At 51.1% G+C, this 24821-nt stretch carries 25 protein-coding genes; 6 read left to right on the forward strand and 19 right to left on the reverse strand.

All coding sequences use genetic code 11. The annotated features are described in order from the left end of the window. Positions 1 to 3 precede the first annotated feature (3 nt). The 9 genes from AM231_RS15665 to AM231_RS15705 form a co-directional block, all read right to left on the reverse strand. Entirely contained in the window at positions 4 to 987 is a 984-nt protein-coding gene (locus AM231_RS15665; protein ID WP_054403358.1) for an isochorismatase family protein, read from the reverse strand. A gap of 21 nt (positions 988 to 1008) precedes the next feature. After that, positions 1009 to 2661, reverse strand: coding sequence for a (2,3-dihydroxybenzoyl)adenylate synthase (locus AM231_RS15670; protein WP_054403359.1), 1653 nt, complete (start codon positions 2659 to 2661; stop codon positions 1009 to 1011). Positions 2662 to 2664: 3 nt separating this feature from the next. Beyond that, on the reverse strand, positions 2665 to 3906 hold the full coding sequence (gene dhbC, locus AM231_RS15675) for an isochorismate synthase DhbC (RefSeq protein WP_054403360.1): 1242 nt from the start codon (positions 3904 to 3906) through the stop codon (positions 2665 to 2667). Between the two features lie 75 nt (positions 3907 to 3981). Beyond that, positions 3982 to 4767: a 2,3-dihydro-2,3-dihydroxybenzoate dehydrogenase gene (locus tag AM231_RS15680; RefSeq protein WP_054403361.1), complete on the reverse strand. Its 786-nt coding sequence runs from the start codon at positions 4765 to 4767 to the stop codon at positions 3982 to 3984. Beyond that, positions 4737 to 5621, reverse strand: a complete 885-nt coding sequence (locus tag AM231_RS15685) for an alpha/beta hydrolase (RefSeq protein WP_054403362.1) — start codon at positions 5619 to 5621, stop codon at positions 4737 to 4739. Before AM231_RS15685 ends, AM231_RS15680 begins: the two co-directional genes overlap by 31 nt. 9 nt (positions 5622 to 5630) lie before the next feature. Beyond that, on the reverse strand, positions 5631 to 6701 hold the full coding sequence (locus AM231_RS15690; protein WP_054403363.1) for an ABC transporter substrate-binding protein: 1071 nt from the start codon (positions 6699 to 6701) through the stop codon (positions 5631 to 5633). A gap of 48 nt (positions 6702 to 6749) precedes the next feature. Beyond that, the gene (locus AM231_RS15695) at positions 6750 to 7964 is read right to left on the reverse strand and encodes an ABC transporter substrate-binding protein (RefSeq protein WP_054403364.1); all 1215 of its coding nucleotides are present in this window, start codon (positions 7962 to 7964) and stop codon (positions 6750 to 6752) included. Positions 7965 to 8214: 250 nt separating this feature from the next. Next, positions 8215 to 9021 (reverse strand): Cof-type HAD-IIB family hydrolase, encoded by an 807-nt coding sequence (locus AM231_RS15700; protein ID WP_054403365.1) that lies wholly within the window; start codon positions 9019 to 9021, stop codon positions 8215 to 8217. A 30-nt stretch (positions 9022 to 9051) separates the two neighbouring features. After that, positions 9052 to 9813 (reverse strand): pseudouridine synthase, encoded by a 762-nt coding sequence (locus AM231_RS15705; RefSeq protein ID WP_054403366.1) that lies wholly within the window; start codon positions 9811 to 9813, stop codon positions 9052 to 9054. Between the two features lie 397 nt (positions 9814 to 10210). On the opposite strand from AM231_RS15705, the gene AM231_RS15710 reads away from it, so the two are divergent. Then, positions 10211 to 10738 carry a thioredoxin family protein gene (locus tag AM231_RS15710; RefSeq protein ID WP_054403367.1) on the forward strand — a complete coding sequence of 176 codons (528 nt, stop codon included), beginning with the start codon at positions 10211 to 10213 and terminating at the stop codon, positions 10736 to 10738. After that, positions 10735 to 11190 (forward strand): PCYCGC motif-containing (lipo)protein, encoded by a 456-nt coding sequence (locus tag AM231_RS15715; protein ID WP_054403368.1) that lies wholly within the window; start codon positions 10735 to 10737, stop codon positions 11188 to 11190. Before AM231_RS15710 ends, AM231_RS15715 begins: the two co-directional genes overlap by 4 nt. 91 nt (positions 11191 to 11281) lie before the next feature. Here the strand turns inward: AM231_RS15715 and AM231_RS15720 are convergent, their stop codons facing one another. Genes AM231_RS15720 through AM231_RS15730 form a run of 3 tightly spaced genes read right to left on the reverse strand, consistent with a single transcriptional unit; the run spans position 11282 to position 13650 of the window. Then, positions 11282 to 11728 (reverse strand): DUF309 domain-containing protein, encoded by a 447-nt coding sequence (locus AM231_RS15720; RefSeq protein ID WP_054403369.1) that lies wholly within the window; start codon positions 11726 to 11728, stop codon positions 11282 to 11284. Continuing rightward, entirely contained in the window at positions 11718 to 12530 is an 813-nt protein-coding gene (gene yjbM, locus AM231_RS15725) for a GTP diphosphokinase (protein WP_054403370.1), read from the reverse strand. The genes AM231_RS15720 and yjbM overlap by 11 nt, the downstream gene beginning before the upstream one ends. Before the next feature lie 25 nt (positions 12531 to 12555). Further along, entirely contained in the window at positions 12556 to 13650 is a 1095-nt protein-coding gene (locus tag AM231_RS15730) for a quinone-dependent dihydroorotate dehydrogenase (protein WP_207383619.1), read from the reverse strand. 203 nt (positions 13651 to 13853) lie between these two features. Between AM231_RS15730 and AM231_RS29100 the strand changes: the two genes are divergently transcribed. Next, complete coding sequence (locus AM231_RS29100; RefSeq protein WP_015736685.1) at positions 13854 to 13991, forward strand: hypothetical protein; 138 nt, start codon at positions 13854 to 13856, stop codon at positions 13989 to 13991. Here the strand turns inward: AM231_RS29100 and AM231_RS15735 are convergent. The 3 genes from AM231_RS15735 to AM231_RS15745 form a co-directional block, all read right to left on the reverse strand. Then, positions 13988 to 15385, reverse strand: coding sequence for a L,D-transpeptidase (locus tag AM231_RS15735; protein ID WP_054403372.1), 1398 nt, complete (start codon positions 15383 to 15385; stop codon positions 13988 to 13990). The genes AM231_RS29100 and AM231_RS15735 overlap by 4 nt on opposite strands. Positions 15386 to 15662: 277 nt before the next feature. Further along, complete coding sequence (locus tag AM231_RS15740; protein WP_053492143.1) at positions 15663 to 15902, reverse strand: ferredoxin; 240 nt, start codon at positions 15900 to 15902, stop codon at positions 15663 to 15665. Positions 15903 to 16087: 185 nt separating this feature from the next. Beyond that, entirely contained in the window at positions 16088 to 17419 is a 1332-nt protein-coding gene (locus tag AM231_RS15745) for a DNA polymerase IV (RefSeq protein WP_082341659.1), read from the reverse strand. A gap of 199 nt (positions 17420 to 17618) precedes the next feature. Here AM231_RS15745 and cimA point away from each other — a divergent pair, with 199 nt between their 5' ends. Further along, a complete protein-coding gene (gene cimA / locus AM231_RS15750) occupies positions 17619 to 19235 on the forward strand; it encodes a citramalate synthase (protein ID WP_053492142.1) in 1617 nt (538 codons plus the stop codon). 101 nt (positions 19236 to 19336) lie between these two features. Here the strand turns inward: cimA and AM231_RS15755 are convergent, their stop codons facing one another. From AM231_RS15755 to AM231_RS15770, 4 genes are all read right to left on the reverse strand, one after another. Beyond that, positions 19337 to 19888 (reverse strand): TlpA family protein disulfide reductase, encoded by a 552-nt coding sequence (locus tag AM231_RS15755; protein ID WP_053492141.1) that lies wholly within the window; start codon positions 19886 to 19888, stop codon positions 19337 to 19339. Between the two features lie 83 nt (positions 19889 to 19971). Then, positions 19972 to 20712, reverse strand: coding sequence for an exonuclease domain-containing protein (locus tag AM231_RS15760; RefSeq protein WP_054403373.1), 741 nt, complete (start codon positions 20710 to 20712; stop codon positions 19972 to 19974). After that, a complete protein-coding gene (locus tag AM231_RS15765) occupies positions 20709 to 21788 on the reverse strand; it encodes a DUF294 nucleotidyltransferase-like domain-containing protein (protein ID WP_054403374.1) in 1080 nt (359 codons plus the stop codon). Before AM231_RS15765 ends, AM231_RS15760 begins: the two co-directional genes overlap by 4 nt. A gap of 51 nt (positions 21789 to 21839) precedes the next feature. Further along, positions 21840 to 23279 (reverse strand): ammonium transporter, encoded by a 1440-nt coding sequence (locus AM231_RS15770; protein WP_054403375.1) that lies wholly within the window; start codon positions 23277 to 23279, stop codon positions 21840 to 21842. Positions 23280 to 23602: 323 nt separating this feature from the next. On the opposite strand from AM231_RS15770, the gene AM231_RS15775 reads away from it, so the two are divergent. Both AM231_RS15775 and AM231_RS15780 read left to right on the forward strand, forming a co-directional pair. Next, the gene (locus AM231_RS15775; RefSeq protein ID WP_054403376.1) at positions 23603 to 24049 is read left to right on the forward strand and encodes a MerR family transcriptional regulator; all 447 of its coding nucleotides are present in this window, start codon (positions 23603 to 23605) and stop codon (positions 24047 to 24049) included. Between the two features lie 42 nt (positions 24050 to 24091). After that, positions 24092 to 24772, forward strand: a complete 681-nt coding sequence (locus AM231_RS15780; protein ID WP_054403377.1) for a zinc metallopeptidase — start codon at positions 24092 to 24094, stop codon at positions 24770 to 24772. Positions 24773 to 24821: the final 49 nt, after the last annotated feature.

Below are 24821 nucleotides of genomic sequence, written 5' to 3' on the forward strand. Positions count from 1 at the left end.
CTTTTACACCGTATAGTAATCATAATTGGGCGGTGACACGCGTACGTTCTGCTTGTTCGACAGCAATCCCCACCAGCCTGCCAGCGTCGGCTGCTCGGCCAACTCCACAAAGCTGATATCCAAGCCCTCGCGCCGGAAGCGCTCGGCCAAACTCATGATGCGAATGGAATCCAGTCCCCAGTATTCAATCAAATGGTCATCCTCACCGATGCTCGACGGCCGTTCCTGCAGCAATTCCGCTACGTTCTCTCGCAACGTTTGCAGCGTCAGCGGCGATTGCTCCTCCGCAGCATCTACGGCTATTCCCTCTCCGCTTGGAGCTTCGGAACGACCCGAGAAGGGGTGAACCGCTTGAGTCAGCGAAGCGATCAGACGTTCCGTGGTGAGCGTAACGGCGCAGCGTTCCGCAGCATAAACAAGGGCCAGGCGGTGCTTCTCTAACGAGAAATCCGCAAGAGCATCCGCAATGAAGAACGGCTGTATGTCTTTCATGAAAGCTTCGCCGGCGGTCAGCAGACAGCCGATGTGAGCATATATCCCGCAGATCATCAGCTGGTCGCGGCCTAGCTCGCGCATGATTTCATGCAGATTGGTCTTCTGGAAGGCGCTGTATCTCCATTTGGTCAACAGCATATCCCGTTCCGACGGCGCCACCGCATCCACGAACTTTTTCTGGTAGGGACCGTCGTTGATGCCGGAGCCCCAGAAATCCTGCAGCAGACCGCGCTGCTCCGGTGCCTGGCCACCGGGCTGGGCTGAATAGATCACGGGAATGCCAAGCTCCGCGCAGCAGGAACGCAGCTTCTGAATATGGGCGATCAGTTCCACGACCGGCGATTGATCAGGCGTGAACGCGTCGATGAAATATTGCTGCATATCGTGGATGAGCAGCACGGCACGATTCGGATCCGCCGTCCATGCTACCTTGTTCTTGGGCAGGTCGGTCTCCCCTGGCATCGGATACGGTACAATCTTAGGAAGTGCCATTTATATCTCCTCATTTCAATGTTATTTTGAAAGATTTAGCCGTGCGTCCTGGTTCTGCACCGCGAGCTCCCGCAGCTGCTTTTTGCTTACTTTGCCGACCCCCGTGTGGGGGAAGGAATCCATAAATCCCACCCGATCCGGGATTTTGTATGCTGCGAGCCCTCTATTTCTGAGAAACATCTTCAGCTCATTGCCACTAACCGCGCCATTATGAACGATAACGAAGGCGCAGGACCGCTCGCCCAGATACTCGTCCGGCATGGCGACCACGGCAGCATCGTGCACGCTGGGATGGGCAAGCAGATGGTTTTCGACCTCTTCGGCCGCAATCTTGTCGCCCCCGCGGTTGATTTGATCCTTGGAACGGCCTTCGATCACCAGATATCCTGAAGGCGTCAAGCTGGCCAGATCGCCCGTACGATAGAAGCCGTCCGTGGTAAAAGCCTTTTCGTTATGCTTGTCCGCTTTATAGTAGCCGCGAATCGTATAAGGCCCCCTTGTCAGCAATTCCCCGACTTCGCCAGGGGCTACCTCGACGTCGTCCTCATCGACCAGCCTCACTTCATCGTACGGAGACATGGGCCGCCCCTGCGTAAACACCGTTATGTCTTCGGGGTCATCCAGCCGGGTATAGTTCACCAAGCCTTCCGCCATCCCGTACACTTGCTGCAGCTTACATCCCAGCACCATTTGCACGCGTTTGGCCGCCTCCGCACTGAATTTGGCTCCGCCTACCTGCAGCACTTGCAGATTGGAGAGATCTTCGGAACGAGTTGGAGCCGCTTCAAGCCAAATCAAGGCCAGGGGCGGAACGACCGCTGCTATCGTGACGTACTCGGAGGCGATCAGCGGAAATGCTGTTTCCGGACTCCCTGACCGGGCAAGTACAACTCTTCCTCCGGCATACAGCGTCCCCAACACGCCCGGAGAGCTAAGCGGGAAATTATGCGCGACGGGCAATACCGCCAAATAAACGCTATCCTTATCCAGCGAGCAGATTTCGGCGCTCATGCGCAAGCTGTAAATATAGTCGTCATGCGTGCGGGGAATGAGCTTCGGCAGTCCGGTCGTCCCGCCCGACAGCTGGAGAAATGCGACATCGCCGGGTTCAGGGCCTTCCGCATCTGATCCGTATGAAGAGCACTCCGAATCATCAAGGTACAAATCGTCCAGAGATACAAACGTCTCTTGGCCCGGGTCCCCAGCTACGATGACATGGCGGAGGGAAGGAACCGATGCCTGAACCTGAGCTGCCAGGTCCCGATAATCGAAGCCCGAATCCATATCCGGAATGATATACGCGGCGGCTTCGCTGAAGCCGCACAGATAGACGATTTCGTTCCGGCGGTGAACGGGCAGGGCGAAGACGGGAAGCGCCCCGATGCGGAACAGCGCGAATATCGTATCAAAAAATGAAGCAATGTTCGGCAGCTGAACGATAACCCGTTCCTGTGCCTTAATGCCGAGCTTAAGAAATCCCGCGGCCAATCGATCCACCCGATTGTCCAGCTCGGCGTAGCTTATGTGCTTGTCGCCGCATACGACCGCAACCCGTTCCCCGAACGCTGCAGCCCGTTTCCGCAAGAGCTCTCCAAAGGTTTCGCCCTGCCAGCAACCTGCCTCCCGGTAGCGTGCGGCAAATTCCTCCGGCCAAGCCTTACAACCTGCCAACATTCCTCATTCCTCCTCCAACATCGTTGTTTGTTGTTCATTCAACCCCATCGCGGCCAGAATCGTGCGGAATTTGGCCGAAGTCTCGGCCAGCTCCGCTTGCGCTATGGAGCCAGTCACGATTCCTGCCCCTGCAAATACCCGCAGTAAGGTTCCTTCCGTTTCCGCGCAGCGAATCGTCACCGCCCACTCGCCGTCACCGTTAGCATCCGACCAACCGACGGCTCCCGAGTAGAAGCCGCGATCGAACGGCTCGATCTCTTGTATGGCATCCCGGGCCGCATCGGTCGGCGTGCCGCAGATTGCCGGCGTCGGATGCATGGCCAGAGCAAGCTCCATTGATGTTACCGATTCATCCTTTAGGACGCCGTTAATTTCGGTGGATAGATGCCACATAGCTTTGGTCTGTATGAGCGAAGGTTCGGCAGGAACCTCCAGCTTTCTGCAATAAGGCTGCAAGGCCGATGCCACGGCATCGATAACGATGGCATGCTCATATCGGTCTTTGGCCGATGACAGCAGGGCTGCCGCCCGCCGCTGATCTTCAGCGGGATCGGCGCTTCGCGCCGCAGAGCCTGCCAATGGATTTCCTTTGATCCGCGAACCCTTCTTCGTAATGAGCAGCTCGGGGCTTGCGCCAAACAGCGTCCGGGTGGATGCAACGGCATCCGGGCTTGAAGCGTGGGACAATTTGGGTGCCAACGGTACGGCAAACGTATAGCCATGGGAGTGATGATAAGCTAAATGAGTCAATATGTGTGGAATGGACAGAGCATGAGGAAGCGTGATATCCAGCGTTCGGGAAAGCACCGCTTTATGGAGTTTATTTTGAGAAATGAGGTCCAGCAGCCGGTTCACGCCTTCCTTGAACACCGTCGGCTCAGGAACGGAAAGCACCTTGTAACTGGAAATTCGGGGCATTTCCGGAGCCCCTTCAGAGAATAGAAGGGAGTCGTGCCACTGGGCCGAAAGCGGAATAAACAGACTGGCCGGTTTTTGAATATCAAAAGGTATGGCGCCGACAACAACGGCATCCGGCCGTCCCGCTTGCTTCGCGTATTCCAGCAATTCACGGACGCGTTCCGGCAGCGATCTGTGCCCGGTCCCCACGGGAACCGGCAATCTTGAGTACTCTCCATGGGTTAACAGCGTCTTGCGCGGGGATGAGAAGAAGAAAGACGAACCGACCTGGTATTGTTCCATAAGTTGCGCAGCCTCCGCTGCGGTTGGAGCATCATAGTGTAACATTTCAGTCTCCTCTCTGCTTATGAGCCTACCTAGTATATTGAATTTAGAAAATCAAGCATGAAAATCCGAAAATGCTCAGCATCCCAACGTCGCGCCGCCATCCACGCATACGTCCTGCATCGTCATGTGCCCGGCCCGATCGGATACGAGGAAAACGACCGCATCAGCAATGTCCGAAGGGAGCGCGATTTTGCCAAGCGGTATGCCGAGGCGGAAGGAGTCCGGCGCCCCCTCGATAATGGACCTTGCACCATGATCATCCTTCCATAACAAACGCTGCATTTCGGTATCCGTAGAGCCGGGGGAAACCACGTTACAACGGATATGATGGCGGGCATATTCGAGCCCCAGGCATTTCGTAAACATCGTGGACGCCGCCTTGGATGCGGCATAGGCCGACATCTGCGACCGCGGAACTTTTGACGCATTCGATCCTACCGTCACGATAACTCCGGAATGACGGCTCGCCATGCGCCTTACGACGGAGCGTGACGTGTAGAATACGCCGTGGGTATTGACGTTGAAGTGGGCCTGCCAATCCTCGTCGGTAAGCGACTCGACTCCACCGACCCGCAGCACTCCCGCAACGTTGACGAGAATCTCGATTGGTCCGAGTTCATCCTCAATCCGCTCGACCATCGCTTCAACCTCGGCACTGCGGCTCACATCCGCCTTGTAAGCCGCGGCATGAACACCTGAGCCGGATAGGTCGGCCGCAACGCGGAGCAGCTCGGCTTCCTTCCGGTCGCAGGCCGCTACAACGGCTCCTTGCCGGGCAAGGGCCCGTGCCACCGCTTCGCCTATTCCTTGGGCGGCACCGGTCACGAGCGCTACTTTCCCTCTAATACCTGTGCTTTCCATTGGTGATCATCTCCTTCGTGTTCAGGGTGAAGGGCAAATCGTAATGCTTTGCTGATGAGGACTGGCAGCACGGATAGATGCCCTTCGCCCTCAAACTCCTTGAATTCGGCATACATGCCATATTCGGACAGAACAGCCAGACGCTTGGCGAGCTCAGATGCACTGATGGAATTGCCGGTGACATGGGACCTCTCGAGCTCTCCCGCGCCAAGCAGCAGCCGAACAGGATAAGGTCTTTCCTTCATCTGATCGGCATAGTTCTGCTCCAGCCCCCCTAAATACTCCGGATTCCAGTGGATAGAAGGGCTGCCCGCGATGTAACACGAGAACGATCGCGGTTTGCTGAACATGGCATAGAGCGTGAACAGCCCGCCAAGGGAATGGCCGAATATCGTCTGGCGATGCCGGTCAATGTTGAACTCGCCCTCGATCTGCGGTTTCAGCTCCTCCTCAATAAATTGCAAAAACTCAGCCGCTCCCCCCTGCTCCGGCACGGAATCCCCGTCCAGCTTGTTCCTGAACTTCGTGTTCGGATAGGGCGTGTAATCATAGAACCGGTCCGAAGCATACTGTCCCTCCGTCTCGTAACCGATGCCGACAACGACAGCCGGCAATATCCCGGTTTTGTCCGGCCTGTGGCACTGCAGGCGCAGCGTCTCGACCATCGTGTGAAACACGCTGTTGCCGTCCAGTAAATAGATGACCGGATATCCGGACGGCGGGGCCGGTCCCGTCGGCTGTGCCGTTATGATTCGATAGCGGCGCCCGCCCCTCGAGTGCATCACCCAATGCTCCGCACGGGCCAGCATCACGCTGCGCCTCATCATGTCAACGGAAGTCGTATGATGGCTCATATGTTCCCCCTATTGACCCGTAATGGAGCGAACGACATCATCCACGATTTTCTCGTAGGCGATCAGGCCGCTTCCCAGCCAGTATTCGTTATCGGTTTCATAGACCTGTCCGTTCTTGACAGCGGGAATGCCTTTCCAGATCGGGCTTTCCGTCATTTCCTTCATGCGTTCCGTTCCTTGATCATAGGCGTTAATGACAAATATATAGTCCGCATCAAGCTGCGGGAGTATTTCCAGCGAAATATTAGCTGCATTCTCGTTCTCGACCAGCTTGGACTTGCCTAGTCCCAGATCCTGATGGATGACATATCCGCATAGGTAATTTCCGCCCATCAAACTGACGCCTCTAGGTGCGAAACGAATGATGGCAACGTTCTTGTCCCCCACCACGGAACTCAGCTTCGCCTTCGCTTCGCTTGCTTTTTGCTGATAATTATTCAAGGCGGTCTCAGCTTCCGACGCTTTCCCAAGCAGATCGCCCAAGGTGGTCAGCGATTTCTCGACATTCCCGGAAGCATTTTTGAACACATACGTTGGCGCGATTTTGGCATATTTCTCATAGGTGCCGTCCGCAGCGTAAGTCTCGGTGTGTAGCACGATAAGATCCGGTTCGTAGGACATCAGGGCCTCAGGCGAAGGCAAGCCTCCTGAAAAATCGATCAGGGGAATGCCGTCCAGCTCCTCCTGCAAATAAGAGTGTCCCTGCTTGCCGTTGGCCCATTGGGCAACGGGCTTCACGCCGAGCTTCAGCAATGAATCTTCCATGTTCGGCGCAAATACCTTGCTCACCTCGGCCGGAATCTTTACTTCGTGTCCGAGCTCATCCGTTACCGTACGTCCCTCTTTCGTCGACGTCTCCTCACGGTTCGCCCCTGGTTCCTCCGACGACGTTTGGCTGCTCTCTGCTTTGCCGGACGTCTCCACCGCTGCGGTCTTCGCTGCCTCCTGATCGCCGCCAGACGCTTCGGTCTCCGCCTTGCCTCCGCAGCCTGACAGCAAGCCTATGATGATGGCACAGCACGCAAGTGCCGCTATGTTGATCCTCCAAATTCTCTTTCCACGATTGAAACGTTTAGCCACAATGTATCTCCTCCTGTGATAATGATTCTCAATTAAGACGAGTATATATTACGTAGCAAACGATTCACCATGGCTTTTATCCAGAACTCCTTTTGGACTATCTCCTGTGAACAGAAGCATCGCCTCGTCCAGCATTCTCGTCACGGCAAGCGCGGAGTATTCGAACCAAGGATCGGACGAGATCGTGTAGACCCTTCCTTGAGCGACGGCTCGAAGCCTATGCCACTCGGCGGAATGCTGGAGCGCGAGCCAATAGCGCCGCGATGCGGCTTCCGGGCATACTGCGATCAGAATTCGGTCCGGATCGCATTGCAGCAAATCATCCAGCGTTATTTGCTGATTCCGGCTGGTATGGGATCGGCAAGCTCGCTTGATATGCAAATCCTGAAACAGCACTTCCTCAAGCCCCCGGTTACCGTAGAAATAGAGATTTTGCCCATATATCCGCAGCGCGGCAACACGATCATTCCCCACCACTTCCTGCATTCGCGAGCGTGCATGCGCCACTTTCCGCTCATACTGCCCGATCCAGGATTGTGCCTGTTCTTCCTTGTTCAGGAATGCCGCGATCATCTCCAGCTGCTCCCTCCACCCTGCATGGGACGGAACAATGAAGGTGGGGGCAATAGGCTCCAGCTTGGCGATTTCCTCTTCACCGAGATGATCCATGCCGATAATGACGTCGGGTTTGGCGCGGAACAGCTGCTCGATATTCTCCTCAAAACGGCTGTCCGGATAAGGGTTCGTCAATTTCAAGCGGGACTTGATCTCCGAGTTGTAGGCATTGTAATAAAACGGGGTCCACTTCGCATCTAGCGGCGCGGCCGCTGGAATGACGTTCAGCGCTACCAGCTGCCCGATGATCGCAGAAGAACAGGCCGCGATCAGCTGCCTCGAATTTCGAACATATTCCGACGGCGACATGCCCACCTTCTTTTTAAAAATCCGGCTGAAATAGAACTCGTCCTTATATCCAACCTTCTGTGCGATATCCCGAAGCCGATCGTCTGATTCGGCCAAGTAACGCTTGGCGTGATTCATACGAACATGCGTCAGGTAATCAATCGTGGTCTGGCCGAATGTTTTCTTGAACAGGTCCACGAAATACTTGGGACATATATTAGCCATTCCCGCCAGTTGGCCAATGGTTAACGCCTCCTGATAATGGCTGTCGATGTACTCCTTGATCTCCACCAGGCTGGTTTTTCCGCTACGATCCGAATCCGATGCGCTATCTATGTTCAGCTTTTCCTCCGTACGCATGAGTTGCCTCCTTTTTCGATAAAACGATATGCAGGCGTGTTTCCGCTTCAATAACTGATAATGATTATCATTTTCATTGATAAAAATAGCATGCCGATTCTATCGTGTCAATCCAAATTTGGAAGGATATGCATGTCTTCATCTTCTTAGAGAATGCGGTTAACCGTCTCCAATTCACGCAAAAAACCCGCCCTCAGGCACTTTTTTCAAGTGTCCTATGGCGGGTTCTCGCTCCTACAATATTCAATTTTTACGACAAGCAGTATTTCACCAGCGCCTCGTGTACGCCGTCCTCGTTATTCGAAGCCGTTACCGCATTGGCGGCAGCCTTGACCTCGACCGGCGAATTATCCATCGCAATGCCCATGCCTGCGTAAGTAAGCATCGTAATATCGTTGAAATAGTTGCCGATAGCCAACACCTCATCCGCTTGGTAACCTCTTTTTACAGCCAGCTGCTTTAGAGCATTTCCTTTGGACGCTTGGTTGTGCATCAGATCAATAAAAAACTCGCCGCTTCGCAGCATATTAAACGGAAGGGTCCACTTGCTCCAATCCGCGAAAACCCGATCCATATCAGCCGATTCGCCGAACACTGTGAACTTGACGACAGGGTCGGACAACTCCTCCCATGAAGGCAGATTACTTGGGAGCATTAAATAGTTCTCATACATGGATCGAACTGGGCCAGCAAGCTCCTCCACTTGGTCCACGTACATTTCGAAAGCAGTATTCACGTCAAAATGCACCCCTTGCTCGCGGCAGTAAGCCATGAAGGGTTCCAGCTCAAGCGGATCCATGCCGAATTGATGGACAATGTTATGAGTTTCCACTTCAACCGTAGCTGCGCCATTATGACTGATAACATAACCGCCAAGCCCCATGCTTTCCATAAAAGGAATCGAATTCAGCGGTCCCCGTCCTGTGCACAGGACGATTTCCACCCCTTGTTTAGCCGCTTCCATCACCGTGTTTTTCGTTTTCTCTGTAATTTCATGATCATCATTCAGCAGCGTTCCGTCAACATCAAGCGCCACCAATTTATATTTGTGAGACATTCTCCATCCATCCTTTAAATAGTTATTTCTTTAGACTAACGATGGCCTTCCGATTAAAGCCAGTTCATCCTCTGTCAGTTCCCGATATGTACCAATCTCAAGATTCTCATCCAAACGAAGCTCACCCATGCTGACTCTTTTGAGATACACAACTTTTTTGCCTACCGCCTCAAACATTCGCTTAACCTGATGGAATTTGCCTTCATGGATCGTCAGCGAGATGCGTGAACACACTAGCCCGTCACCTTGTTCTTCATCAGAATGAATCACCAGCTCTCCGGGCAATGTATGATACCCGTCGTCCAATGTGACTCCCTCAGCGAACGACCGCACATCATCTTCGCTTACACGACCCTCTACAATCGCTTCATAGGTTTTGGGGATATGCTTCCGGGGCGACAGCAGCTCATGAGCCAACTTGCCATCGTTCGTAAGCAGCAGTAATCCTTCCGTGTCTTTATCCAGTCTGCCCACCGGAAACGGCTCGAAGACAAGATGCTCCGCATCCAGGAGATCCAGCACCGTACGATCGCGAAGATCTTCCGTCGCCGATATGACGCCCGGCGGTTTGTGCAGCATCAGATACACATACTCCCGATATTGAATCGTTTCCCCGTCGAACTCAATAATATCTTTATAGGGATCAACATGTTTCCCCGGATCTTTAATAACCATTCCGTTGACCACGATGCTTCCTTGTTTGGCCTTTTTCTTCAATTCCGCCCGCGAGCCGAATCCCAGATTGGACAGCACCTTGTCCAGTCTTTGCGTTCTTCTTCCCCCAGTACTCATACTGATGACCACCTCCAATATGCCGGATATTCTATGATATTAAACCTGATCCGGTCATCGTTCCAACCAGCCAAGGACGTTCTATACAACCTTACCACACAATCCGCCGCCTTAGCTTCCATGCTATTGATCACATATTTGTCCGCCCGGGACGAGACGTCATAAAATTGTCAAAACTCTCACGAGGATGCAAATGCACCCCTGCCAAAAACCATGAATGCAGACGGAACGCATCATTAAGTACCTGCCTGTACGGAATCATAACCGTTTGAAGATGATTTTACTCGTGCGAAGAGAGACTTTCGCTTGTTCCGCTCCGACTTTTAATATTGTATAATAAACTACATCCAAAAGGACAAGTCCTTGCTTATTATTAATCTTATGAGGGGGTGGATTAATGAACCGTAACAAAAAGAACAAGCACACTGCATTATACGCCTTCGGCGGAGTATTCATCCTGTTGGTTGCCGCACTCATTTTTCTGAACGGTCAAGGGGGAACAAGCGAATTATATGGCGGCAAGAAAATCTCCGAGCTGAACCCCGCTACCCAAGAACTCCTTAAAGATCCGAATTATCAACAGATCATCCTGCCGGATCAGCTGAAGAGTAAGGTCGACAACAAAGAGAACTTCTTCGTATATTTCTTTGCCTCCGACTGCCCACACTGCCGTGCAACGACCCCGGAATTGATGCCGCTTGCGGCGGATGCCGGCGTATCGATGCCCCAGTACAATCTGCGTGAATATCAGGAAGGTTGGAGAGAATACAACATAGAATTCACTCCGACGCTGGTTTACTTCGAGAATGGCGTAGAGAAAGAGCGTATGATCGGTGGATTGAAGCCGGAAGGCTCCACAGAAGGCTACTCCGTCGATGACTTTAAGCAATTTCTGGACAAATATAAAGGGAGCGTGACCAAATGAGCCGAACGCGCGCTATTCTCTTTACATTCGTCATCTCCGGCATGCTGCTGACCGCATGCGGCGGTAAAGAATCCGCTGCAGAGCATCAGCACGGTGCCAAGTCCGAGCGATACGAAACGACAGCAAGCCTGACAGTTATGCCGGAGTTTCTGGCGAATTACACCGACAATACACAAGCAACCTATGCAACGGTTAATGAATTAATGGACGTCATTAAGGAAATTAAATGTTATTGCGGCTGTATGGATGAGGAGACCGGTTATCACGATTCCCTTCGCCGCTGCTTCATCGCCGAAAATAAGGACGGCGAGGTTAAATGGACGGACCATGGCGCACAATGCGGTATCTGCCTGACCGAACTGCAAGATGCCAAACGCCTCCATGATGAAGGTAAATCCGTCGACGAAATTAAAGAGTTCATCGATAACAAGTATAAGGGTACCGAGTCCTAGTACAGTAAAGACTCAAGATATAATGAAAAGAGCTGCCCGCAAGTAGATGTACTACCTGCGAGCCGCTCTTTTTTTTATTTATTCCTCGGTATTACTTGAGCTGCCTCGCCCGTTCCGGCTTTCGTCGCTGCGGAATGTTCGGATTGATGCGTAATGATGCCAGCTCCACCGCTTGCTTAAGCTCCATATCCTCAATCTCAATCGTCAAATCCCGATAAGCAAAGGGCTTTGTGTCAAACGAGGACAGCTGTTCGGCGTAGCTCCTCACTTCGCTCAGCAGCTTCCCCATTGCGATTCCAAGTTCATTACTGGGATAGCGTTCGAGCCGGGATACGGCGCTTGTGAACATTTTGTATGCCCCTCTTACATTGTTGTTCCGGAAATGAAAGAGTCCCACGGCCACTTGCAGGAGCCCTTTATACCTCGGGTCCCGCTCCTGCTTAAGCCACAATTCCTCAAGCACTTCATGACATTCGAAATAATCCTGGTCCCGGTTGAAATATACGAGGTAAGCGACATAAAGCGGCTCATAGGTCATGTTCGTTTACTTTCTTCTTGGCTTCCGCCAGCAGCCCCTTCACTTCATCGAGAAGCTCCTTCATCGCATCCATGTCATGATCTTGCCAGATGGCATTAAACCTACCCTGAAACGCAATCGCTTCATTGACCAAATGGAAGAAATACAGCTTGTGAATCGCATTGAGAACCTGTGTCGTAATATTCGAATCATCCTCGAACTGCCGCTGCGCTTCCAGTATATCCTCGCGAATACTCGACATTTCGGTATCCAGCGTATTCGCCGCTTCTCCGGCCTTCTTCAGCCGCGCCCGAATCTCATCCGGAAGGCTTTCCCGGTATTTGTAACTCAGCGAATGCTCAATGGTAGCCCAGAAATTCATCGCCAGTGTACGGATCTGAATTTCGGCCAGTACCTTTTTTTGGCCCAGGGCCGTTTGAACCGGATATTCAACAATCATATGAAAGCTTCGATAGCCGCTCTCTTTAAAATTGGTAATATAATCCTTCTCAAACAATACGGACAGGTCTTTCCGGGCCCGGATATATTCGGCTACCCGCCGGATATCCTCCACGAATTGACACATAATCCGAATGCCTGCGATATCCTCAATTCCGGTTTCCAGTTGGTCCATCGGCACATCCAGGCGTTTCGCTTTGTCCAGTATGCTTGAGATCCGCTTGACCCGACCCGTTACGAATTCGATAGGTGCGTATTCCTCGCGTTTTTTCAGTTCGGAGCGCATCGTCTTGAATTTGACCTTCAATTCTTCAACAGCCTGTTCATACGGAAGTAAAAAAGTCCCCCAGTCTCTAACGTCCATCGCCTTGCCTCCTGTCTTTACCCCATTACCGATGATTCGCCCCGACAGCTTCGGATATATGGCTGAAGCCGTCCCTTGCAAGCAGCTCCCGGAGACCGGAATGCAGCTTACGGTTTACCTCGGGTCCTTCATAGATAAGTGCTGTATAAATTTCGACCAGGCTTGCGCCTGCCCGTATCTTGTCATAAGCATCCTCTGCTGTAAAAATCCCGCCGGAACCGATAATCGGGAGCGTTCCCCCGGTTTGTTTATAGATCCGGGATACAATTTCGGTTGAACGGTCACGCAGCGGCTTTCCGCTAAGACCGCCGGTTTCCTTGGCGTTATGGTGTTTCAGCCCAGCCCGTGAAAGCGTCGTATTCGTAGCGATGATGCCGGAAACACCACTTGCACGAATCGTATCCACCATGAATTCCAGTTCCTCATCACTCACATCCGGTGCGATCTTCACCAAGACGGCCTTCTCGCTGCCATGAATCTTGGCTTGTCTCGACATTTCATTCTTGACCGCTTCCAGCAGGGAGGACAATTCGCTTCCATGCTGAAGACTGCGCAAGTCCGGTGTATTCGGAGAACTGATATTGACCACAAAAAAGTCGCCATACGGAAACAAAGCTTGAATGCAAGCTTCATAATCCCCGTTGGCTTTCTCATTCGGCGTCGATTTGTTCTTGCCGATGTTGACAGCAACCGGAATCCGGCGCTCCTTAAGTAAGGACAGCCTTCTCGCCATAGCCTCGGCCCCTTCATTGTTGAAGCCCATCCGATTGATGAGTGCCTCGTCCGGAGGAAGCCGGAATAAACGCGGCTGTTCATTACCGGGCTGTCCCTTCGGGGTGACCGTGCCGACTTCCATAAATCCAAAGCCGATGGAGGAGAATCCTTTGACAGCCTGGGCATTTTTATCCAATCCGGCAGCAAGTCCGACCGGTGTCGGGAAATGAAGCCCGAACAAATCTACTGCCAAATCCGGTGTTTCGCTAACTCCGTACATTCCCCGCATAACAGCCTCTGCGCCGGCTACGCCGGAGGCACGTCCAAGACCACCAACGACAAGATGATGCGCTTTTTCCGGATCCATTTTAAAAAATATAGGTTTGCCTACGTTGCGGTACAGCACATCTACTCTTCCTCTCATCCACTTATTTCTCTATCCTTCAGTTTATCCGTTTCTGCCTCAAAAAGAAAGTTCCTTGGCATAATCCGGGCGATCATCCTGATGAGAAAGCGATATGGCATTTTCTGCACAAACCCCTTACAATGAAGGTAGGTTGTCCATCAAAACTAATCATTTCACGATTATGAAAGAAAGAGGGGAAATACATGTCAGCCAAACGTAAGCCTCCTACCTTGCAGCAGAAAAAAGAAGAGGTAAATAAGAAGGCCATACTATGGATTAGCTCCGGCATCGCTCTTCTTATTATCCTGATTATCGTTCTGATTGTGATTGCCCAGCCTTAATCGAGCCAGTGATATACCTTCTTGGGGTTGGTCTGATTCTGGGACTGCTTGAGCTTAAAGCGCTCTTTCGGCGTCCACAGGTCTTCGGGCAGGACCCCTTCCCGGATTTTCACGGCGGTTCCCATCGGAACCAGGTCAAACAGCTCCTCTACATCCGGTATAAGCATACGGATACAACCCTCGGATTCATTCTCCCCGACGCTGTTCACATCGAGCGTACCGTGTATGGCGTACGACGTATCAGATAGCTGCATTCCTCGCGTTCCATATGGACCCTTCGTGGTCCCGTTCGGATTAACAACCTTGTCATTGATCTTGAAATCTCCCAGAGGGGTTTTGGCTCCGCCAAGGCCGACCGCATAGTTGCGTATGATGACGGATCCGCTCACGACGGCAAGCCGATGACGCTTCCGGTCAATAATCACCTGCAGAGGCTGTTCAAAAAAAGGATCTCCGTTCGGGGAAGTTCCCCAATATCCCAGCTCTCCCGGACCCGGATCTGGCGCATTCCCTTGTCCTCCTGCCTCTGAAGCTCGCTGCTTCATTAACAGCCCAAACATATCCTCCATCGCTTTCGAACGGCCCGACAGCCAATTGTTCGGAAATGGCTGCGTCAGCTCATCCAAGTCTTTAGGCAAGCGCCCATGCCGAGCCTTATACTGATTGGCTGCTTCCTGCAGAACGGCCGTCTCCACCTGCAGATCGGCCCATTTCGTCGCACTCTGCTTTAACTTCGAACTATTCGCAGGTTTGCAGTTACATTCTTCAGCCGCTCCTTCATAAGGCTGAATCACAATCGCTCCTTGATCATCCCGGCGCAGCCCGTATAACCGCTCCATGTCCTTGCTCCATAACAGCCATTTACCGGAACGCTCCATCCCAAGGGCAACGGACCAATCAGGTAGTTGCTGCGGATGCTGAAGCAGCGAGGAAAGGACCCCGCTTGCACCCTTTCCTTGCGTGGAAGCTATGGCGGTGTACAGCGGCTCATTGCGCGAATCACGCTGCTCTTTGCCGACCGTCGTTGCCGCAACGGGATCATTTGCCAAGGAACCCCCTTGTGCAGCATCTCTAGAAGCGATTCCAGGTGCCTGGGCAGGGGGTAGAAAAACGAGCAACAAGAATACAAGCGCTGTAAGTAAACGCCGGTTTCTTCTTCGTTTTCGTTCCTTTTCCCTCTCCATTTCCAGCAAGCGCTGTTCATAATTCTTCCATATATCAGACGGAACCTGGCTAAGCTCGAAGGCCTCATAGACCCCTTCCGCCTTGTTGTAGCAATAGTTTGCCTTTCCCTGTTCGCCTGCCTGCTCGTATTCCTTGCCCAAGAGGTACCAGGCCATTTTATTATCAGGATGCATCTCCACATACCGTTTGAGGTATAGTGAATTGTTCATGCGAGAGCCCCCTATATAAACATTTTCAGCACTACTATCCTGTATATCGGTATAAACCCTCCAAATATGTATGAATCGCCCTCCATAAGAAAAACGTCTCACAACGTACATTCTCTCCGACAGAAGGGGCTGTCGTAAAAATCCTTAAATGTAACCGGGAAAGTGCACAAGTGTAAGTTTTAGGTAATGGAGGAACTTGAAAAAACGCCCTCTGCCTGTTCGGCAAAGGGCGTCGGTATAAGTTCAAGATGGAAGTAACAGGGATCGAGCAGTTATATTATTCTGCGTTAAACGGCTCGTCTGCAATCCGAATTGAATCTGTCGGACAGCCGTCGCAAGCATCCAGCATATCTTCATGCATATCTTCCGGTATTTCAGTTACCCCGCGGTTGTTGTCTCCGTCGAAAATGACTTCTGCCAGGCCTTCGTCATCATAATCGTAAATATCGGGTGCCGTTGCGCCGCATGCGCCGCAAGCGATACATGTATCTTTATCTACCCAAGTAAACTTCGCCATATTCTCTCTTCCTCCTGTATATCTATAAACATCTCTATAAACCTAATTAAGCTGACGGATCTGCCGCCACCATCTACATATATTAATACATATTATTTAGGAATACAATTAAATCTCCTAACATTTTCCTACATAAATCGGCGCAATTACAGGGATTCAGCAGCATTATCATCCAAGTAGACTGTTTAATCGTGGTTCGGTTCCTTGGACGCCGGGCGATCGGGATGCTTGTTCTTGTTCCCCAGTTCCCTTACAAAATCCATCTGCAGCGACGTTCCTCTCCGTTTATGATTACGAATGAGTGAAGAAGGATCGTCGCCAAGCATTCCGGCTGTCAGCACCGCACTCTCGCCGAATTTATTCCGCAGCTCGTCCATAACCCGGGTAAGGGATTCTTTCTTTGGCTGTTTCTCATAATCGAACAAATCCAACTGAATGGCGGACTCTTCCCTCGCTGCAAGCTGCTGAAGCGTTACACCGAGGAGGCGCAACGGCTTGTCCGGCTGCCAGTGCCGATCATACAACTCGCAGGCTTGCCGATAAATATCTTCCGTATTTTCCGTCGGAACAGCAAGATGCTTTGACCTGGTAATGGTCTTCATATCCGGTGTACGAAGCGTGATCTGTATGCCGCAAGTCATCAAGCCTTGTCTGCGAAGCCGACGTGCCACCTGATCGCTCAGGTTCAGCAGCACCCGTCTTGCCTCCTCCGCTGAGGTGACATCATGCGGAAGAGTGGTCGTATGTCCAATCGATTTGCTCTGTTCCCGTTCTGCGACGACCGGGGCGTGATCGATGCCGCTGGCCGCTCGTTTCATCCAGGACCCCGTTACGCCAAAAGTAGAGATGAGCAGGCTTTCTTCAGCAGCTGCCAGCTGTCCAATAGTCAGAATATTCAGCTTCCGCAGCTTATCAGCCGTCTTGTTTCCGATACCAAACAATTCTGCACAGGGCTTGTTCCATAGTACCAGCGGCACATCCCGAATTCGGAGGATGGACAGCCCGTTAGGCTTTTTCATATCCGAGGCCATTTTTGCCAGCAATTTGTTGGGGGCAATGCCGATAGAACACGGCAGCGACAACTCTTCGCGAATGCGCTCCTGAATCTCCCGGGCGATATCCAGCGGGGTACCGAACTGCTTCGAACCTGTAATATCCAAATAACATTCATCAATTGAAGTCGCTTCAAGTAGAGGTGTATATGCATAAGCTATATTCATAAATGCATTGGAGTACTTCCGGTAAAGCTGAAAATCCGGCTGTATGATGATCAGTTGAGGAACGATGCGCAGCGCCTGCCTTACATTCATACCTGTGCGTATGCCGAGAGAACGAGCTGCATAGGAGCTGGTCACGATGACGCCTTTGCGCAGCTCGATGCTGCCTGCGACAGCAGTTGGCTTGCCCCGGTACAGCTCCGGCTCCTCTGCCTCATGCACGGAACAGTAGAAAGCATTCATATCCACATGAAGTATAACCCGGCCGCTGGCCGGATAATAATCGTCAATATGTCCCACGCAGGATTCCCTCTTTCTATCGATACGGTTTTCTACCGCTATATGCCAGTGCCTTCAGCATACCGTCCCCCTCTATGGCGGTCAAGATGAGAGAGTATGGGAAAAGTTTGCTATACTCTGTTACTTTCCCGCAAAGAAATGTTATAATACAAAAATATAAAAAATGCGGTCCACTCCCGGACACCAAAAGGAGGACATCATGTCTAAGTCCATATCCATCTTTGATACGACACTTCGCGACGGAACCCAAGGCGAGGGAATCAGCTTGTCAGCGGATGACAAGGTCAAAATCGCCAAGAAACTCAACGCTCTTGGTGTTCATTATATTGAAGGCGGTATCCCGGGAAGCAACAGCAAGGACATCGAATTCTTCAAAAGAGTCCAAGATCTCGGCTTTACTTCTAAAGTAGTCGCCTTTGGCAGCACTCGCCGCAAAGGTGGTATCGCCGATCAGGATGCTAATTTACAGCGGATTCTGGAGTCTGGTGTCTCTGCAGCTACCTTGGTCGGGAAATCATGGGATTTCCACGTCCACACTGCACTTCAGACGACCCTCGAAGAGAATCTGGCCATGATTCATGATTCCATCGCTTTCCTGAAACGGAAGGGCCTCGAAGTGATGTTTGATGCCGAGCACTTCTTTGACGGCTTCAAGAATAATCCAGAGTACGCCGTTGCTGTCATGTCTACAGCACGGAATGCAGGAGCGGACTGGCTTGTCATGTGCGATACGAACGGCGGCAGCCTCCCGCATGAGGTCGCAAGCATTGTCACATCGCTGACGAATCAAATACCAGGTGCACCTCTTGGTGTCCATACTCATAATGACTGCGAGCTTGCTGTTGCGAACACTCTAAGCGCCGTGCAAGCTGGTGTCCGGCAGGTACAAGGGACGATGAATGGATACGGGGAACGATGTGGTAATGCAAACCTCTGCTCCATCATCCCGAATCTGCAGTTGAAGCTGGATTACGAATGCATCGGAGACGACAACCTCGGTACGCTGACGAATACAGCCCGTTACATCAGCGAAATCGCCAACGTCAACATGCCGGTTAACCAGCCGTACGTTGGTAACGCTGCCTTTGCCCATAAGGGAGGCATTCATGTATCAGCGATCCTCCGCGACTCCAGAACGTACGAACATATCGAACCGGAAAAAGTCGGTAACAAACAGCGTGTGCTCGTTTCGGAGCTGGCCGGCCAGAGCAATATCGTATCCAAAGCTCAGGACATGGGTCTGAATTTTGATCCGGCTAGTGAACAATCCAAGCATATCATCGGGAAGATTAAAGACCTTGAGCATGAAGGGTACCAGTTCGAGGGCGCAGACGCTTCGCTGGAACTGCTTCTTCGGGAAGCGAATGGAGAACTGAAAGAGCTCTTTACCTTCGAATCCTTCAAAATGCTGGTAGAGAAGACAGCCGGACAGCCGGTCGTCTCTGAAGCCTTCGTCAAAGTCAATGTGGCCGGTGAGAGCATTTATACTGCAGCGGAAGGCAATGGTCCGGTCAATGCGCTGGACAACGCGCTGCGTAAAGCGCTTGTTCAATACTTCCCTACGCTTAAAGAAATGCATCTCGCAGACTATAAAGTACGGGTGCTGGATGACAAGGATGCAACGGCAGCCAAAGTGCGGGTGCTTATTGAATCCAAGAACTTTGAGAACTCCTGGAACACGGTTGGAGTTTCAAGCAACGTCATCGAAGCGAGCTGGGAAGCCCTTGTCGATAGTATGCGCTACGCACTGCTCGGTCAAATCTCGCCAGAGCAGGTGCATCAATCAGCAGCTAGACAAGGTTTGGTTAACCACTAGTTTATCTTAATTACAAAAGCGCGGCTTTCGCGATAGCTTATGCATCGCGGCCGCGCTTTTTCTGTATGTTTCATACTTTTGTATGTTGCATGGCATTAAAGTTATTTCAGCAGCTTGATCACCTTTTTACGAAGATCCTTGGGGTCTGGAGCACCCAGAATAATTTCCTGGATTACGCCGTTTCGATCAACCAGCACATTCGTAGGGAAGACCTGCCCTTTGTACAATCCTTCGAATACCTCTCCTTTACGATCCATCAAGATTGGATATTGGAGTTGATAGTCCTGAACAAACTGACGGGCTTTCTTCTCGTAGTCATATTTGGACACATTGACTCCGTAAACTTCAAGCTTATCGGCGTACTCTGCCGCTAGCTTAGACAGTTCCGGGGCTTCCTCTTTGCATGGCCCGCACCACGATGCCCAGAAATTAATAATCATCGCCTTATCACGAGCTCCACCACCGGTATATGACTTGTCATCCATACCCTTCAAGGTAAAGGTCGGAGCAAGCAGCCCAGCTTTGGCCCCTGTTTCCGTCGGAAGTGGTTCTTCCTGCATAAAGGCAGCCTTAATATTGTCACCGGCCTGATTATAGATAACAGCACCTGCTGCAACTATTAGCAGGACGATAATAATGATGTTACGTTTCATAGGGATGGTTTCCTTTGCTAAGCGAAGTTATAGTCCCTATTGTACCCCGAAAACCCGAACTTTCAAACACGCATGAACCTCAATCATCCTTCACTTAAATAAACATAAATATCTCCGAGCGTCTCTGCATGACCAAGAGTCCGGATCGTCTTCATGTAATCTGTCCATAAGCGTGCGGTCATACAAGCATCTGACAATGCATGATGTCTGCCTTCCACAGGGATATCTCGGCTGCGCAGCAGCTCATCCAAACTATAATCCGCCTGCTCCGGATATAACCTCTTCGCGAGCATCATCGTATCCAGCAAACGGTGAGTTAATCGAACCTTCGATGTTTTCCATAGCGCAGCATTTAAGAATCCGCGGTCATGCGCGGCCGCATGGGCCACGAGCACCCTGCCTCCGGCAAAAGCCATAAAATTATGCAGGCCCTCAAGCAGTGATGGAGCCGCTTCAACCATAGGCTGTGTAATACCTGTAAGTTCAGCAATGAATGGAGGAACAAGAACTCCGCTGTTAACGATCGTATAAAAGGTTTCATGCTCGATCACCTGCTCTCCGATGACTCTAACCGCACCAAATGATAGAATCCCATCCCCCTGCTGGTAGTGAAACCCTGTCGTCTCCAAATCAAATACAACAACCTCAAGTTCATTTAGCGGGATACCCAGGATCTCCGGCCGCCGGTTGTCCTTCATCAGGGAGCGGATGAACGCCAGCTGCTGGGGAGTTTGTGGCCCCCGCATGAAGGCAAGGGCAGAATGAAATTTTCCTGAACGAACCGAATGCCAGAAGCCTCCACTTGGTCGATCCGGCTCCTTCACGAGTCCCTCCTCGCTGCAAGACGCTGCTCTCTCAGCAATGCCCGGTGCAGCCGTCTCACAACAGCTAGCGTATCACGCAGCTCGTATTGGACGGTTTTGTTGTTGAACAGCTCCCTGGGAATATAACTGCTGCTCACCAATATTCCGTTTTCAATCCGAGCAGGCGTGTCATTTCTTAGACGAAGCCCGGTCAACCATGCACGATCCACGCTCTCCAGCAGCAAGCTGCCTTCTTCAAGCAGCAGCACCTTCTCCATACGCTTCTGCGTCGAGGTTTCGATGATACCTCGCTGCAAAGCCAAGGTACGAATACTGTTCACAAGCGGGATATAAATCCCGTACTTCACATCAAAATCACCGGCATGCTCACCAAATCGTTCGGTTACAATCCGGCCCATCACATTCAGTGTAGCTTTGTGGTTGACTGTGTTTCGAAGCACGGCATGACCGATGTCCGGGTGCAGCTTGACGGAGCATCGAAAGTGGTCAACCCATGCCTCAGATAACTCGCTGTCTCCAGCAATATGACGGAGATCCGAGGCGATGACGAAATAGCGAATCGGCTCCCACTGTTGGTCTTCACACCACTTGCTGATCTGATGTTTCCAATCCCCAAGCCTCTGGCTCCATAAGGGCTCGGAACACATCACCTTTCCCGGACATTTGGGATATCCAGCATACTCCAGCAGATTAGCCAGCCGAAGGCCAAATTCCCGGAAATAAGGGTGACTTTCCTCCTTCAGCTCATCCCCGATGATCAATCCGTTGTCCTGATCGCTCCAAAGCGTAGCTTCCTGTCTTCCGCTGCTGCCAAAAGCAACAAACGCATAACATGCAGGAGGCCGGCCAAAGCCAGCCTTCCACATGTCCTGTTCACAGATCGCCGCAGCACGCTCTCCAATCACATCATGCATCACATTGATAAGTGCAATCCATTCCCTCAATTCCAACTCACTGCGCATGTCGATCAGTTGGTCCTGACAAGCAATTCGTTGATCGCGTAATTGCTGTGCATTTGATGCGTTCCGTATTTCCGATAATAGAGGAAACTCATGTTCAGACTTCTGAGGTTTCATGCACGAGCCTCCTTATGGGGCTTCGCTCTGTCAGAATCGTTTGTTTCAGTGCTATTCATGTGGCATCGCTTCCGGCATTGGTCTATTTCCCGGGTGTAACTTGGTAGACTGCCCTTCCGATTCTGCCTGGAGCTTCATTTGCTCCGGATATCCATAAGTTCCATGCTCACTGATATCAAGACCCATCACTTCTTCTTCCTCTGTCACGCGGATACCCATCGAAACTTTCATGATATACAGTATGACGAATGAGATCACCCATACGAATACAAACGTACCGATCAGACCCAGAAGCTGAACCCCAAGCTGTCCGAATCCTCCTCCATAAAAAGCTCCTTTGCTGCCTACGCCCGTAATTTCAACAAGCCGCGGGGCTGCGAACAAACCGGTCGATACGGCACCCCACATACCGGCGATACCGTGTACGGAGAAAGCATAGACCGGATCATCGATCCCTTTGTGGTCAAACCATTGAGCCGTAAAGAAAGTGATAATACCAGCTGCAGCACCAATTACGACAGCAGCCCAAGGCTCTACGAAGGCACAAGCCCCTGTAATGGCTACAAAAGCAGCGAGAATTCCATTAAGCATGCTGGGAATATCGGCTTTACCAAGCACTGCCCAAGAGATCAGCAATGCCGCCAGCGCTCCCGCCGCCGCAGCGATATTCGTGTTCAATGCCACAAATCCAAAGAATCCGTCCGTAAGTGCTGAGATGGTGCTGCCTGGATTAAATCCGAACCAACCGATCCAGATAATGAAGACGCCCAGTACAGATAGAACCTGGTTGTGACCCGGCATGCTGTTTGGCTTGCCGTCTTTATTATATTTGCCAATCCGAGGCTTCAGCAGAATAGTGGCCGCCAGAGCTGCTGTGGCCCCAGTCAGATGAACAACCGTCGACCCGGCAAAGTCCTGCATCCCCAATGCTCCAAGCCAGCCGCCGCCCCATACCCAGTGGGCTACAATAGGATAAATCACGATGGTGAACAGCAGTCCGAACACGATATACACACCGAGCTTCGCGCGTTCAGCCATGCCTCCGCAAGCAATAGCCAAAGAAACAGCGGCGAAGGACAAGTGGAATAGAAACATAATCGTCGTTGGCACGTCATATACGGATAAGGAATCAAATGATCCCGATGCATGGTCACCGCTTAAGAAGAAACCTTCGAAACCGAAGAAGCTGTTTCCGTTACCGAAGGCCAAACCAAACCCCAATGCCCAGAAAGCCACAATAGATATTCCGAAGGTCAAAAAAGTTTTGCCTGCTACATGTCCTGCATTCTTCATTCGAACCGATCCGGCCTCCAGCAGCGCAAACCCTGCTTGCATGAAAAAAACGAGCAGTGCTGCCAAGAAAACGAAGACGGAGTTCAAACCAATCGTTAAATCAACATTCGTTGCTTCTTCACCGGAGGCGAACACACTACCCGGGAAAGCAGGGATCGCTGCTGCCCCAATCATCACACTCAGCCATGTTTTCCTCATACCCTCACCTCTAATGTTAGTTTTTCTTACATAATTTTGAGTACTCATGGCCAGTATACGAGAGTAAAACTATAAATCGCAATGTGTTTTTAACGAAATAATCAAATAACACAAGCTTTATGTAATATAATATAACATTACTTACTCGAATCCCATAACATCATACTGATATCACAGCACACCAAGCATCCTTGCTAATAATCTGTTTCAACTACAACGTTTGACTGTATGGTTGAAGATCATGTATCATATTTCTATTAAAATGAAAATATATATGCAATCATTAATGTCCAATTCCATGATGTCTTGAGAGGTGATGAAATATGGGGATCACGAGCGGAAGCCTCTTCCGGATAGGCGAACTGGCAAAAGCTGCTAGAATTAGCGAGAGAACCATTGACTACTATACGAAGTTGGGTTTAATTTCCCCTGAAAAACGGACGTTAAAGAATTACAGGTTATACAGCAATGAAACCTTAAGCACTCTCGAACGTATTAATCAGTTAAAGCAAGAGAAATATACTCTGGATGAGATTAAGGAGCGATTGGATCGGTGGAAGTCGGTTTCTGATGACACGGAAATGACGGAGAAGCTAACCAAGCTCGAAATCCAGATGAAACAGCTTGAGAGGGATGTTAAGGAACTAAACCCGCTGCTGAGTGAATTAAAACCCAGTCAAGCAAGGGAAGTGCTTGCTAATATTCTTCCTAAGGGAGCGGCTTGCATCGAGTCCATTCAAATTTTGCTGAACCACTTTACTTCAATGTAACGATGCCACACCAATTGACAACTATGTATGGAGGTATGATAAATGTATTCTGACTGGATGTTTATACTTATAATTATTGCGTTTATTTTCTCGCTATGGGCACAATTCCGTGTGAAGGGCACTTTTAATAAATGGACCAAAGTAGAGACCAGCACCGGCATGACCGGTTACGATGCAGCCCGGCATATGCTGGATGCTAACGGTCTTCACGATGTACCGATTGAACCGGTACGAGGCACGCTCTCGGATCACTACGACCCGACCAAACGCGTTGTGCGGTTATCCGAGCCTGTATACTATGAACGTTCCATCTCGGCTGTCTCCGTTGCTTGTCACGAAGTCGGCCATGCGATCCAGCATGCGGAACATTATCCGATGCTTGTCGCCCGGCACAAAATGTTCCCGGTCGTTAACTTCGCATCCGGCATCGCTCCATTTCTATTGATTGCAGGATTCCTGTTTAATGCGATGAACCTGGTCGGTATCGGAATTATCTTCTTCTCTTGCGCCGTTGCCTTCCAGCTTGTTACCCTGCCGGTTGAGTTTAACGCAAGTAACCGCGCTCGTCAGCTCATGGTTCAAGAAGGCTATATCGCCAACAACGAAGAGCGCGGGGTTGCTAAAGTCTTGAATGCCGCAGCGCTGACTTATGTCGCTGCAGCCTTGATATCCCTGCTGGAGCTGATCCGTTATATCATGATTTTTACAAGCAATCGGGAGTAAGCGATTCTTAAATTGAATGAACATTCTTGGCAAAACAAAGGGCTTTCCT

The sequence above is a fragment of the Paenibacillus solani genome, assembly GCF_001277345.1.
GTDB classification, from domain to species: Bacteria; Bacillota; Bacilli; order Paenibacillales; family Paenibacillaceae; genus Paenibacillus_AQ; species Paenibacillus_AQ solani.

What these genes read in the sequence shown, in the direction of transcription:
- AM231_RS15665 (WP_054403358.1), bottom strand. Translation starts at nt 987, where the DNA reads ATGGCACTTCCTAAGATTGTACCGTATCCGATGCCAGGGGAGACCGAC.
- AM231_RS15670 (WP_054403359.1), bottom strand. Translation starts at nt 2,661, where the DNA reads ATGTTGGCAGGTTGTAAGGCTTGGCCGGAGGAATTTGCCGCACGCTAC.
- dhbC (WP_054403360.1), bottom strand. Translation starts at nt 3,906, where the DNA reads ATGTTACACTATGATGCTCCAACCGCAGCGGAGGCTGCGCAACTTATG.
- AM231_RS15680 (WP_054403361.1), bottom strand. Translation starts at nt 4,767, where the DNA reads ATGGAAAGCACAGGTATTAGAGGGAAAGTAGCGCTCGTGACCGGTGCC.
- AM231_RS15685 (WP_054403362.1), bottom strand. Translation starts at nt 5,621, where the DNA reads ATGAGCCATCATACGACTTCCGTTGACATGATGAGGCGCAGCGTGATG.
- AM231_RS15695 (WP_054403364.1), bottom strand. Translation starts at nt 7,964, where the DNA reads ATGCGTACGGAGGAAAAGCTGAACATAGATAGCGCATCGGATTCGGAT.
- AM231_RS15700 (WP_054403365.1), bottom strand. Translation starts at nt 9,021, where the DNA reads ATGTCTCACAAATATAAATTGGTGGCGCTTGATGTTGACGGAACGCTG.
- AM231_RS15705 (WP_054403366.1), bottom strand. Translation starts at nt 9,813, where the DNA reads ATGAGTACTGGGGGAAGAAGAACGCAAAGACTGGACAAGGTGCTGTCC.
- AM231_RS15710 (WP_054403367.1), top strand. Translation starts at nt 10,211, where the DNA reads ATGAACCGTAACAAAAAGAACAAGCACACTGCATTATACGCCTTCGGC.
- AM231_RS15715 (WP_054403368.1), top strand. Translation starts at nt 10,735, where the DNA reads ATGAGCCGAACGCGCGCTATTCTCTTTACATTCGTCATCTCCGGCATG.
- AM231_RS15720 (WP_054403369.1), bottom strand. Translation starts at nt 11,728, where the DNA reads ATGACCTATGAGCCGCTTTATGTCGCTTACCTCGTATATTTCAACCGG.
- yjbM (WP_054403370.1), bottom strand. Translation starts at nt 12,530, where the DNA reads ATGGACGTTAGAGACTGGGGGACTTTTTTACTTCCGTATGAACAGGCT.
- AM231_RS29100 (WP_015736685.1), top strand. Translation starts at nt 13,854, where the DNA reads ATGTCAGCCAAACGTAAGCCTCCTACCTTGCAGCAGAAAAAAGAAGAG.
- AM231_RS15735 (WP_054403372.1), bottom strand. Translation starts at nt 15,385, where the DNA reads ATGAACAATTCACTATACCTCAAACGGTATGTGGAGATGCATCCTGAT.
- AM231_RS15740 (WP_053492143.1), bottom strand. Translation starts at nt 15,902, where the DNA reads ATGGCGAAGTTTACTTGGGTAGATAAAGATACATGTATCGCTTGCGGC.
- cimA (WP_053492142.1), top strand. Translation starts at nt 17,619, where the DNA reads ATGTCTAAGTCCATATCCATCTTTGATACGACACTTCGCGACGGAACC.
- AM231_RS15755 (WP_053492141.1), bottom strand. Translation starts at nt 19,888, where the DNA reads ATGAAACGTAACATCATTATTATCGTCCTGCTAATAGTTGCAGCAGGT.
- AM231_RS15765 (WP_054403374.1), bottom strand. Translation starts at nt 21,788, where the DNA reads ATGAAACCTCAGAAGTCTGAACATGAGTTTCCTCTATTATCGGAAATA.
- AM231_RS15770 (WP_054403375.1), bottom strand. Translation starts at nt 23,279, where the DNA reads ATGAGGAAAACATGGCTGAGTGTGATGATTGGGGCAGCAGCGATCCCT.
- AM231_RS15775 (WP_054403376.1), top strand. Translation starts at nt 23,603, where the DNA reads ATGGGGATCACGAGCGGAAGCCTCTTCCGGATAGGCGAACTGGCAAAA.
- AM231_RS15780 (WP_054403377.1), top strand. Translation starts at nt 24,092, where the DNA reads ATGTATTCTGACTGGATGTTTATACTTATAATTATTGCGTTTATTTTC.